The 11,948-nt window shown below is 46.7% G+C and carries 12 protein-coding genes and 1 rRNA gene; 11 read left to right on the top strand and 2 right to left on the bottom strand.

The features are described 5' to 3' along the window. Nucleotides 1-146 precede the first annotated feature (146 nt). Nucleotides 147-263, top strand: a 5S ribosomal RNA gene (rrf, locus tag C558_RS0127785). A 147-nt stretch (nucleotides 264-410) separates the two neighbouring features. Here the strand turns inward: rrf and C558_RS0127780 are convergent. Both C558_RS0127780 and C558_RS0127775 read right to left on the bottom strand, forming a co-directional pair. Beyond that, the gene (locus C558_RS0127780) at nucleotides 411-1,193 is read right to left on the bottom strand and encodes an alpha/beta hydrolase (RefSeq protein ID WP_018759572.1); all 783 of its coding nucleotides are present in this window, start codon (nucleotides 1,191-1,193) and stop codon (nucleotides 411-413) included. Nucleotides 1,194-1,355: 162 nt separating this feature from the next. Beyond that, nucleotides 1,356-2,357 (bottom strand): LacI family DNA-binding transcriptional regulator, encoded by a 1,002-nt coding sequence (locus C558_RS0127775; protein ID WP_026264176.1) that lies wholly within the window; start codon nucleotides 2,355-2,357, stop codon nucleotides 1,356-1,358. A gap of 152 nt (nucleotides 2,358-2,509) precedes the next feature. Between C558_RS0127775 and C558_RS0127770 the strand changes: the two genes are divergently transcribed. From C558_RS0127770 to C558_RS0127725, 10 genes are all read left to right on the top strand, one after another. After that, complete coding sequence (locus tag C558_RS0127770; protein ID WP_018759570.1) at nucleotides 2,510-2,827, top strand: UxaA family hydrolase; 318 nt, start codon at nucleotides 2,510-2,512, stop codon at nucleotides 2,825-2,827. A 22-nt stretch (nucleotides 2,828-2,849) separates the two neighbouring features. Further along, nucleotides 2,850-4,010: a UxaA family hydrolase gene (locus C558_RS0127765; protein ID WP_018759569.1), complete on the top strand. Its 1,161-nt coding sequence runs from the start codon at nucleotides 2,850-2,852 to the stop codon at nucleotides 4,008-4,010. A gap of 19 nt (nucleotides 4,011-4,029) precedes the next feature. Beyond that, on the top strand, nucleotides 4,030-4,824 hold the full coding sequence (locus C558_RS0127760) for an SDR family NAD(P)-dependent oxidoreductase (protein WP_018759568.1): 795 nt from the start codon (nucleotides 4,030-4,032) through the stop codon (nucleotides 4,822-4,824). Nucleotides 4,825-4,854: 30 nt separating this feature from the next. After that, nucleotides 4,855-5,631, top strand: coding sequence for an SDR family NAD(P)-dependent oxidoreductase (locus tag C558_RS0127755; RefSeq protein ID WP_018759567.1), 777 nt, complete (start codon nucleotides 4,855-4,857; stop codon nucleotides 5,629-5,631). A gap of 21 nt (nucleotides 5,632-5,652) precedes the next feature. After that, nucleotides 5,653-6,537 carry a fumarylacetoacetate hydrolase family protein gene (locus tag C558_RS0127750; protein WP_018759566.1) on the top strand — a complete coding sequence of 295 codons (885 nt, stop codon included), beginning with the start codon at nucleotides 5,653-5,655 and terminating at the stop codon, nucleotides 6,535-6,537. A gap of 169 nt (nucleotides 6,538-6,706) precedes the next feature. Next, nucleotides 6,707-7,348: a glycoside hydrolase family 73 protein gene (locus C558_RS0127745; protein WP_018759565.1), complete on the top strand. Its 642-nt coding sequence runs from the start codon at nucleotides 6,707-6,709 to the stop codon at nucleotides 7,346-7,348. Nucleotides 7,349-7,553: 205 nt separating this feature from the next. Further along, nucleotides 7,554-8,441, top strand: coding sequence for an FMN-binding protein (locus tag C558_RS0127740; protein WP_018759564.1), 888 nt, complete (start codon nucleotides 7,554-7,556; stop codon nucleotides 8,439-8,441). 82 nt (nucleotides 8,442-8,523) lie between these two features. Continuing rightward, on the top strand, nucleotides 8,524-10,371 hold the full coding sequence (locus tag C558_RS0127735; protein ID WP_018759563.1) for an FAD-dependent oxidoreductase: 1,848 nt from the start codon (nucleotides 8,524-8,526) through the stop codon (nucleotides 10,369-10,371). A 115-nt stretch (nucleotides 10,372-10,486) separates the two neighbouring features. After that, entirely contained in the window at nucleotides 10,487-10,933 is a 447-nt protein-coding gene (locus tag C558_RS0127730) for a hypothetical protein (RefSeq protein ID WP_018759562.1), read from the top strand. After that, on the top strand, nucleotides 10,920-11,909 hold the full coding sequence (locus C558_RS0127725; RefSeq protein ID WP_018759561.1) for a polyprenyl synthetase family protein: 990 nt from the start codon (nucleotides 10,920-10,922) through the stop codon (nucleotides 11,907-11,909). The genes C558_RS0127730 and C558_RS0127725 overlap by 14 nt, the downstream gene beginning before the upstream one ends. Nucleotides 11,910-11,948: the final 39 nt, after the last annotated feature.

The raw sequence follows: 11,948 nt of genomic DNA, 5'->3' as shown, positions 1-11,948 counted from the left end.
AGGGCTTATCCTAAAACATAAAACGCAAATTTATTTCGCATCCGGTTTTCAGGGAGCAAAAAGAAAAGCATAGCTGCCAAGCGCAGTGATGTGGATCAGAATGCTTGCAGCATGTGGTAATGCTGTAAACCTGAATTAGTAATTCGTTTGGTGTCGATGGCGGAGGGGTTCCACGCGTACCCATCCCGAACACGACCGTTAAGCCCTCTAGCGCCGATGGTACTTGGACCGCAGGGTCCTGGGAGAGTAGGACGATGCCAAGCAGCTAAAGACCACTTTTGAGATTCATTTCTCGAAGGTGGTCTTTTTTATGTGCTTCTAAATTGAGATGCTGAAAGTGACGCAGTGTATGATTTGAGTAGGATATTTCCCTCGACACACAGAAAGCCCAGCATGTCGAGGATTTTCTATTAGGATTTTCGAAGCGGCAGCCAGCGAAGCACTTGTTGAATCTGTTGATCCCAGTACTCCCAATTGTGATCCCCAGGTCCTTCTTCGTACGTCAGATCGAGTCCAACTTTCATGCATGTATCGCGGAAGAGTACATTTTGATCATATAAGTAATCTTCGGTTCCGCAGCATTGAAATAACTTAGGCTTTTGAACGGCATCCGTCGTCGATCCAAGCGTCGATACCAGGTGGAGCAAATCACTGTTCGAACCTTCAACTTTTTGATTGCCGAATACGAGTTGATAGACCTCTGGCCACCACTCCAAGCATCTTTGATCCGTGAGGTCCATTGCACCCGATAAGCTTGCTGCAGCAGCGAAGCGATCCGGATGATTCAGCGCAAGCTTGAATGCACCATATCCCCCCATAGATAATCCTGCGACGAAGTTATCTTCGCGTGCCTCAGAGAGTGGGAAGAATGATTGAGCGACGCGAGGCAGTTCTTCACTAATGAAGGTCCAATAACGATTACCGTGGACCATATCTGCATAGAAGCTGCGATCAACCTGAGGCATGACAATAGCGATTCCTAGTGCTGCGGCATACCGCTCGATTGAAGTGCGGCGTATCCAGGTCGTATGGTCGTCAGAAAGCCCGTGCAGCAAGTAGAGCGTTGGGTGACGGAGCGAGTGCATGACATTCGTAAGCCCAATCTGCGTCTTTGTCTGCTCTGGCAGGATGACCGACATGGTTGTGCTGAGACCTAAAGACTCGGCATAAAAGTTACATTGTATTAGTGCCATAACTGTAGTTAACCCTCCCAAGTTGAGAATTGCCTATGTGCGAATCGTGAAGGCAATACCTTTCTCCCTTATGATTCTCCACGTGCTTATGTCTTTCCTGCAATATCCTATTTTCACTGAAAAATCAAAAAACCTGTCAGAATTACTCCAACAGGTTCACAATTATATTTCCGTACTGGAACGGCGCACAATCAGCTTAGATGGAAGGATGACACTCCGAGGCTCATTGGCTGTCCCTTGAATACGATCAATCAGCATTTGCATGCCAATCCGACCAAAATCATAGGCAGGTTGTGCCGCAATTGTTAAGAAGGGGTCCACGATATAACCAGGATCGAGATCATCGAAACATACGATGGACATGTCGTCAGGAATACGAAGCTCTCTGCTCCGAAGTGATCGAATGACGGCTAAGGTAATAAAGTTATTGGCTGCGAATATCGCCGTTGGCGGTTCCTCTAAGGATAACAGCTTATCAATAATCGGATCGGCATCGAATTGCGAATACCCTGTCTCGAACATATAATCGGGATTCACAGGAATATCGTTCAGCTTCAATGTCTCCAAATATCCTGCCTCGCGCATTCTTGCCGTTGAGATGCCGGGTGACCCGTTAATAAAAGCGATTCGGCGATGCCCCAGCTGGATTAAATGTTCTACTAACGCTTTGGAGCCTTCCTTGCTATCTCCTAATACGCGGTCAGATTCAATACCAGGCACTTCACGGTCAACCAGCACAAAAGGAATATTGTATAACTGCAATTTCTGCAAATGTTCTAAAGACTGGTCTCCGGCAGGTGCAATAAGTACGCCGTCTACACGCATGGAGAGTACGGTCTCAATATATTCATGTTCTTTCTTGACATCCTCATCGCTATTCGAGAACATGAGCCGATATCCTAATCGCTGAGCAGCATCTTCTGCGCCTCGTGCGAGTGTTGTATAGAAGGGATTGGTAATATCCGTAATGAGGAGGGAGATAATCTTGGTCTGCTGAAGAACTAGGCTTCGAGCCGCATGGTTGGGAACGTAGTTCATTTCCTTCATGATGGCTTTGACACGCTGTCTTGTCTTCTCGCTGATACGGCCAGTGTTATTGATAACTCTGGAGACCGTCATGGTAGAGCATTGTGCTCTTTTGGCGATGTCATAGATTGAAACCATGGTAGTATCCTTTCTATATCAAGTGATATCGTCAATATTGAAGGAATCAGGTGCGAAAGTCAAGATACAGAAACGAGGAAAATTATCCTTGACACTACCGGGTAAAGTTGATACTTTTGAGTTACCGATAACTCTATTGAGGTGATGAGAAAATGGCAGGAGAAGTAGTAGCTGGCGCTGATGCACTCGTCGTGGATGAGAAAGATCATGTTGCGACTGCACTGAAGGACATCCAAGCAGGTGATACGATTCATTACAGAAGTAAAGATCAGTTTGTGACGGTTGTAGCGTTGGATCCGATACCATTCGGACATAAAGTCGCACTTGTTGACATGGAAGAAGGAACGCATGTTATGAAATATGGTGAAGTCATTGGACGCGCAACGGTCTTGATCGAACGCGGGCGTCATGTTCATGTGCATAATGTGGAAGGGATTCGCGGCAGAGGAGATCAAAGTCAAGGGGCGTAGCGCCTGAGGGGGAAAATGGATCATGGACTTTATTAAAGGTTATCAACGCGCCAATGGCGAGTACGGTATTCGAAATCATTTGTTAGTTATTCCTACGGTCATTTGTGCGAATCAAGTATGCAATCGAATTAGTCAGACTGTTCCTGGAACCGTTTCCATCCCGCATCAACATGGCTGCAGTCAGATTGGCGCAGATAAAGTACGTACATTCGAGACACTCGCGGGTACAGGGAAAAATCCAAATGTCGGAGCAGTAATTATTGTAAGCCTTGGGTGCGAGGTTATTGACCCGCACGAGCTTGCGAAGGACATTGGAGCGACTGGCAAACCGGTTGAAGTGATTGATATCCAAGAAGTGGGCGGATCGGTGAAGGCGATTCAGAAAGGGATCGAAATCGCGAAACGTCTACGTGCTGAGCTGGATCAACTACCTATCGTAAATATGCCAATCAGTGAGCTTCGTATTGGGGTTAAATGCGGCGGATCCGATGCAACGTCAGGCATGGCATCCAACCCAGCACTGGGGGTAGCTTCTGACATCTTGATCGAGAAGGGCGGCACGGTCGTTATTAGTGAAACAACCGAGATTATCGGCGCAGAACATGTCATGGCTGCACGTTGCAGCTCGAAGGAAGTCGCCGACAAACTCTATCATTATATTGAGCGGTTCGAAGTCGAGATCAATCGAATGGGCGCAGATATGCGCGGCGGCAACCCAAGCCCTGGGAATATTGCGGGGGGATTATCTACGATTGAAGAGAAGTCTCTAGGCTGCATTAGCAAATGCGGAACTTCGCCGCTTGTCGGTGCTTTTGAATATGCAGAAGCGATTCCTGGCAAAGGCCTCTATTTCATGGATTCCCCGGGAAATGACATTGAGTGCGTATCGGGTATGGCAGCGAGTGGTGTACACCTTGTCTGCTTCACAACGGGACGTGGAACACCAACGGGTGCAGCGGTTATTCCGGTCATTAAAATCACAGGGAACGAACGTGTCTTCAAGTCCATGAATGATAACCTTGATGTCGACGTGAGCGCGATGCTCGCAGGTACGCTCGGACTGAACGAAGCTGGTGAATCGATCTGGCAAGAAATTGTCGAAGTAGCTGACGGCAAAGAGACCAAGGCTGAAATTCTAGGTCACCAAGAATTTAGTATTAACCGCATTGGACCAACATTGTAATGGAAGGAGATTAACATACATGAACCGTTTGAAATCGAGAGTCGCGTTAGTAACTGGAGGAAGCCGCGGGATTGGTGAGGCGATTGTCATTCGTCTCGCTGAAGAAGGTGCGGATGTAGCGATTAACTACGCATCAGAAAAAAGTTTGGATTTAGCCGAGAAGGTCAAAGCACAAGTCGAGGCGCTTGGACAACGTGCTATCGTCGTACGTGCAGATGTAGGGAAGAAATCCGAGGTTGAGGCGATGTTCGCACAGGTTGAAGCTGAGCTTGGACCCGTTGATATTCTCGTGAACAATGCTGGGATCGCTCCGTTCGAATCCTTCTTGAATGTCTCCGAAGAGACTTGGGATCGTACGTATAACACGAACGTAAAGGCAATTTTCTTAGCATCGCAGATCGCAGCGAAAGGCATGATCGAGCGTCGTTACGGCAAAATTGTCAACGTTCTCTCGACAGCAAGCCTTGTCGTGACAAGTCCGGTGATCCCGCATTACCAATCCTCCAAGGCCGCAGCGAACATGCTGACAAAAGGAATGGCCATTGAGCTCGGGAAGTTCAATATTAACGTAAACGCCGTGGGACCAAGCACCGTGGATACGGATATGTGCACAGATTACTTGGCAAGCCCAGTGATCCGCCAACAAGAGATTGAAGCGAATCCGATGAAACGCCTCGGTACAGCACGTCAAATCGGCGATGCAGTTGTATTCTTAGCATCCGAAGAAGCGATGCAAGTAAACGGCCATTTGCTTATGGTGGATGGCGGTCTGACGGTGAAGGCTGCACAGCCAGACGATCATATGGAACGCTAATTCATCGAGGAACCTAAAGGAGGAGCTCGTATGCGATTAAAGGATAAAGTAACGTTAATTACTGGATCAGGCTCGGGAATCGGGAAAAGTTCCGCGATACGTTTTGCGGAAGAAGGCGCTATTGTCATTATTAACGATCTGAACGAGGAGCATGGCAAGGCAACAGCAGTAGAAATCGAAAGTGCCGGCGGACGCGCCCACTTCATTCGTGCCGATGTAACCAAAGCGGACCAAGTGCAGGCAATGGTAGCAGAAATCATCGAGCGTTTTGGTCGTATCGATGTTCTCTTCAACAATGCTGGCGTAAGCGGTGTCGGTCGTCTGCATGAAATTGAAGAAGAGGCATGGGATCGTGTCATTAATATCAACATCAAAGGTGTGTTCTTGCCTAGCAAATATGTTCTCCCCCATATGATGGAGGCAAAGTCAGGATCGATCATTAATATGTCTTCCTGTATTGCTGAAATCGGGCTTGCACAGCGCGGTTCATATGCGACAACCAAAGGTGCGGTACTATCGTTGACCAAGTCGATGCAAGTGGACTATGCACCATATAACATTCGTGTGAACGCCCTCTTGCCAGGGACGATTCTCACGCCATTCGTTGAAGATTATTTGAAGAAATCCTATGGTGACAATCAAGAGGCGGCGTATGCTTCCCTCAAGACCCGCCAATTAAGCGGAGATCTAGGACGTCCTGAAGATGTGGCGCAAGCTGCGCTATTCCTCGCTTCGGACGAATCGAAATTTATGATGGGGTCACCGCTCTATATTGACGGCGGCGTTGTATTCGGCAAGAATGCTTAAAACACAAGGAGGTTCACGAGCGTGAAACTGTTAACATTTATTGAAGAGGGTCAGCAGCGTCTTGGTGTTCAGACAGCATATGGGGTATTGGATGTGGCTCGTGCAGCTGCAGGAGACAACCACGTGCCGCAGAACGTGATGGATGTCATCCAAGGCGGACAGGCAGTAGTAGATAAACTCCAATCGATTGTCGATCAATGCGGAACATCGGGGGATGCATTGCTGGATGAGTCGACAATCACTTACGGGCCTTGCGTCACGGCACCGAACAAAATCATTTGTGTTGGTCTCAACTACAAGAAGCATGCAGAAGAGACGAATGCCCCTATTCCGGCGTATCCGATTCTGTTCAACAAATTCAATAATACATTAACATCACATCAAGCGGAGATCGTCGTACCGAACGTGACGAAGGAACTTGACTATGAAGCAGAGCTCGTCATCGTGATCGGGAAGAATACGAAGAATGTATCCCGTGAGGAAGCATTGGATCATGTATTTGGCTATTGTGCAGTCAATGACCTATCCGCACGTGATTTGCAAATGCGTACCCATCAATGGTTGTTAGGCAAAACATGCGATGATTTCAGTCCGCTTGGACCTTACTTGGTGTCGGCTGATGAAGTTGGCGATCCGAACCAACTATTCATTCGAGCGATTGTCAATGGTGAGGTGCGTCAGAACTCGAACACATCCGACATGATTTTCCCATGTGACGAGATTGTCAGTTACATCTCGAAGCATATGACATTGGTGCCTGGAGATATCATCTTGACAGGTACACCAGAAGGCGTCGTTCTTGGATTACCGCCAGAACAACGTGTCTACCTGCAGCCGGGTGATGTCGTAACGATAGAGATTGAGAAGCTAGGATCATTAACGAATCGGTTCATCGCGGAAGTGTAATCCTATTATTATTATCATAAACTCATATACATGGAACCTGTACGGCCTTGTGCTGTGCAGGTTTTTTTGTCGTTCGTCCGCAATACGCCTTGTCCCTCTAGCAAGTGCGTGCATACTATATCATATCGTACAAGAAAGCAATCCGAATCGTAGAAAGGGGGAATGTGACATGGATCCACATCAGTTTATCGCTAGAATAGCACCCATGGCGATTCGCAGTATGCATCAGACCGGCATCCCTGCATCATTAACCATTGCACAAGCAGCGCTGGAAAGCTCCTGGGGTAGTTCATCATTAACCGTGAAGCAGAATAATCTATTCGGGATTAAAGGCGGGAACAGCTCCTGGACCACGACAGAATATGGGCCTGATGGCAAGCCGTATACCATTATAGCTTCTTTCCGAGCCTACCCCAGCTGGCAAGATTCTATTGATGACCATGCTAATCTGCTGCTAAACGGGACCAAAGGTAATCCAATGCGGTATCGCAAAGTTATTGGGGCGGATTATAAAACGGCATCACAGGCGGTATATCAAGGCGGATATGCGACAGATCCCAATTATCCGAAGCTGCTGATTCAATTGATCGATCAGTACCATCTCTACGTATATGATGCCACATCGACAGAGGAGGAGAATACATTGAACCTGACTGCAAATCAACAGACAATGCTCGTGACAGCCATTGATGATCTCATCCAAAAAGGATATATTACCGATCCAAGCTGGCTTGACAAGGTGAAGAAAAGTGAACTAACACTATCCGAGCTGACTTGGTTAAACACAATCGTACTGACGCGGTTAAAATAGATCAAATAGGGAGGCAGCAAACGCTGGCCTCTCTTTTTATTCTAATAACTGGCAGGAGTCATGTAACCAGAAAAAAGGAATGTGATTTGGATCACATGAATGTGATTTAAGTCACATGAATCTGATTAAAATTCTGATAGAATTACTTTGAGATAAAATTCACAAACAATTGATTATGTGAAACCATACTAGGAGGGTCTATACCATGAAAAAAATATCTCTATTATTTCTGACAACTATGCTTGTCGCTGGTCTTCTTGCAGGATGCGGTGGCAAAACAGAAACTACGAAGCCAGAAACAACAACAGAGTCCACTACAACTGACAAAACAACTGCAGAGCAAGGCACTTACGCAGATGGAACATATTATGCTGAACAACCTGAGTTCACAGATGGCTGGAAATACGCTGTAACATTGCAAGTGGAAGGCGGCAAAATTACGTCCGCGAACTGGACAGGCATTAACGAGGCTGGCGGCCCGGATAAGAAAGCTCTATCCAAAGAAGGCAAGTACGGCATGAAAGATAAAGGTAAAGCATTAGGAGAATGGCACGAAGAAGCTGAAAAAGCAGAGCAATTCTTGATCGAGAAGCAAGATCCTAAGGCAATTACAACCAATGCAGAAGGTAAGACGGATGCGATCACTGGCGTTACGATCACCGTTAGCCCATTCGCAGAGCTTGCTGAAAAAGCACTAGCAGCAGGCGTTGTTGAGCCAGGCCCTTATAAAGACGGAGCTTATCACGCAGAAGAAGCTAATTTTGACGATGGCGGCTTTAAATATACTGTTGATCTTACTGTATTGAACGGTAACATCGTTGCAGCGAACTGGGATGCACAAGCGAAAGACGGCGGCGACACGAAGAAGAAATTGTCCAAAGATGGTAAGTACGGTATGAAAGAAAAAGGCAACGCAGCTGGGGAATGGCACGAAGAAGCTCAAAAAGCGGAGCAATTCTTGATCGAGAAGCAAGATCCAGCAGCATTTTCTCTAAATGGAGAAGGTAAATCGGATGCAGTATCAGGTGTAACTATCACTGTGAGCCCATTTGTTGATTTGGTTACTAAAGCACTTGAAGGTGCGAAAAAGTAATAAACGAAGTTCACAGAAGGATATCCCTGCTGCGTATACAGCGGGGGTTTCTTCGTAAAATACGGATAAAGAGGTGACTCCCATGAATAAGAAAATTATCGTTCTTGGTGGAGGTTACGGAGGCGTACTAACGGCTAAGAAATTAGCGAAGAAGTTCAAAAAGGGATCCGGCGTTGAAATCACACTCATCGATCGCAAGCCATACCATACACTCCTAACCGAATTACACGAAGTTGCAGCAGCACGCGTTGAGGAAGATTCGATCAAAGTCGATCTGAAGAAGATTTTTGCCGGACGTAATGTCGATGTGGTGCTCGACGATATTGCCAACATTGATTTTAATGCCAATACACTTCATTCGAAACATAACAAAAGCTATAACTACGATTACTTAGTTATCGGTACAGGCTGTAAGCCGTCGTACTTCGGTATTCCAGGTGCAGAGGAGCATGCATTCTCGTTATGGTCTTATGAAGATGCTGTTGCACTAAGAGAACAAATCCGAAATATGTTCATCAGAGCTGTGAAAGAAACCGATCCAGCAGTCCGTAAACGTATGTTGACGTTCGTTGTTGTAGGTGCAGGCTTCACGGGGATTGAGATGATCGGTGAGCTTGGTGAATACAAGGAGCAATTGTGCAAAGAGTTCTACCTGGATAAATCGGAAGTACGTCTTGTTGTTGCCGATATGGCACCAAAAATCTTGCCGATTCTACCAGACAAGCTGATCCAGAAAGCAAAGCAGCGTCTTGATAAACTGGGCATCGAAGTCATCACAGGTACGCAAATTACAGGCGTATCGCCAACGTCCGTAAGTCTCGGAGAATCCGGGGACCTCGAAGCGAACACCGTTATCTGGACGGCGGGTGTCGAAGGTTCGGATTTGGTAGGCGAATTGGATCTAGAACAAAAGGGTAGAAAACGGATCGTAACGAACGAGCATTTGCAAAGTATTGATCACAAAAACGTATACGTCGTCGGCGATAACATCTTCTACATCCCAGAAGGCGAAGAACGTCCTGTTCCACAGATGGTTGAGAATGCGGAGAACGCAGCGCCACTCATTGCGAATAACATTCACGCTGTGATTACGGGACAAGCTCAGCAGAAGCCATACAAGCCGGTATTCCACGGGACGATGGTATGTATCGGTGGACGCTACGGGGTAGCGAATATCGGTACACCGAAGAAAATGTTCATGTTCACAGGCTTCATGGCTATGTTCTTCAAGCATTTCATTAACTTGTTCTATTTATTCCAAGTGTGTGGATTTAATAAATGTTATTCCTATATGCTTCATGAGTTCTTCCATGTACCAAATCGTCGGAGCTTCGTGGGCGGACACTTGTCCAAGCGTTCCCCGAACTTCTGGCTCGTACCTCTTCGGATATTCGTTGGTGCGATGTGGTTAAAAGAAGGTCTTGCGAAGTTACCGAAAATTTTGGAAGATCCGGGCAATATTTTCTTGATCCCAGCTAAAGCTGTTGACGGTACTTCGGGTGCGACTGAAGCTGTAGCAGCAGCAGGGGAAGCCGTAAAAACGGCTGTCGAGGCACTGCCGGTTCCTGACTTTATTAGCAGCATGGTCAAGGGAACGATGGATATGTTCTTCTACACGAGCGATGGCGGGTATACTGCACTAGCATCGATATTCCAAGCTGCTATGGTATGCGGAGAGATCATCTTCGGTCTCATGCTCATCGTAGGCCTGTTCACATCGGTAGCATCCATTGGTACGGTTGCAATGGGGTTGATGATCTGGACATCTGGTATGGCTCCTTACGAAATGCTCTGGTACTTGTTCGCAGGTGTCGCGTTAATCGGAGGTTCCGGCAGTACGCTTGGTATGGACTACTACCTGTACCCGCATTTGAAACGCATCTGGCGCAAAATTCCGTTCGTCAAGAAATGGTATTTATACGCAGATTAAACTAGAGGTTAAGGTTATAGGTCTGGGTACCTGTCAGCCATAAAAAAAGGAGCGTATTGCGGGTCTTGCTGCATTACGCCCTCCTTATTTTCAGAGGAAAAGCAGGTGATGAATCATGAGTACAAGCCAATTAATGACACAGACGTTCGAACAATTAATGCAGCAATTAGCACCCGATGCTGGCATTGCGATTGAAGTGAACACCCGCTGGGTGAAAGAAATGGCTCATTTTCTGAATGAATATGATATGGATGATGCGCGGCGGCAATGTATTTTGGGATGCTATGTATTACTTCGATTGTCCCTGCAGTCCCATGGTGATGTACAGGAAGAAAAACTAGAACTAACACGTAAAATTCTTGACGGCGATTATTTACAGAGCATTTATTATGAATATGCCTTAGCGAACCATGCTATGGATTTGCTCAATGCACTCGCACCTGTTATCAAAACGATACACATTCGTAGAATCGAAGGAAAACCGGCTGAATTTATACTCCCTACCGCAATACATCAGTTTGTGACGTATCGGTACTCGAAGGCAGCTTATGAAGTTATCTGATGCCCTTCACATCGATGTGGACCGCATTGATAAAGAGATGATTGACCTGGTTCGCTACGATCGAGATTTGCCGGTATTCTCGGTTGTAAAGCGCAGCGTGCTCGATTTGATTCAAGCGGGGGGAAAGCGTCTTCGTCCCATGCTCGTTATCGTCGGAAGCCGATTCGGGACGCGAGAACCGGAAGCGAAGCGACTGGTTCGTCTTGCTGCGGCAGCTGAATTCGTGCATGCGGCATCCTTGATTCATGATGATATTATTGACGGTGCAGAACGGAGAAGACAGCAGCCGACGCTCCACACGAAGACGAATAACTATACAGCAACCCATGTTGCGAACTACATGATGGCTAGAATTGTGGAAGCACTCTTCGAGTATTCGGATACAGAAGAACAAGGAAGTGCTCTCCAGGATCTGATTTCGGCAGCACCATCAAGGCTTTGTCTAGGAGAGTATCAACAGCTGAACACGCGGTTTGATTATGATATTAGGCTAGATACGTATTTGGAGAAAACGATGAATAAGACAGCGCTTCTCATGGCAACTTGCCTGCAGATTGGCGCACGGACGGCAGAAGCAGACGAGTCGGTATCCAATAAGTTATACGCATTTGGCAGAGCGGTAGGCATGTCCTTTCAAATTAAGGATGATTTGCTCGATTTCGAGCAATCAGAAGGCAAGCTGGGTAAGCCGGCAGGAGCGGATCTAATGAACGGACAAGTGACGCTTCCTGTCATCTATGCACTTCGTGAAGAGCAGCTCGGGGATCAAATTCGAGCGTTGCATGAAGGCTCATCAGTGGAAGAGTTCCAATTCGTGATCGACCAGATTCGAAGCAGTCCTGCCATGGATCAAGCGAAGGAACTGAGCCATCGATATATGCATGAAGCGTGGAAGCTGATTGAAGACCTGCGAGAATTTAAGGCTTCACAGGATTTAGAGACCATTTGGCATTATTTTAATGATCGGGATTTTTAAACTTAGAGAGAGTTATCCATTTTCATGGGTAGCTCTTTT

It is taken from the genome of Paenibacillus terrigena DSM 21567, from assembly GCF_000374845.1.
GTDB classification, from domain to species: Bacteria; Bacillota; Bacilli; order Paenibacillales; family Paenibacillaceae; genus Paenibacillus_K; species Paenibacillus_K terrigena.
The sequence above is the reverse complement of the archived record's forward strand: the minus strand, read 5'-3'. Positions and strand labels throughout refer to the sequence as shown.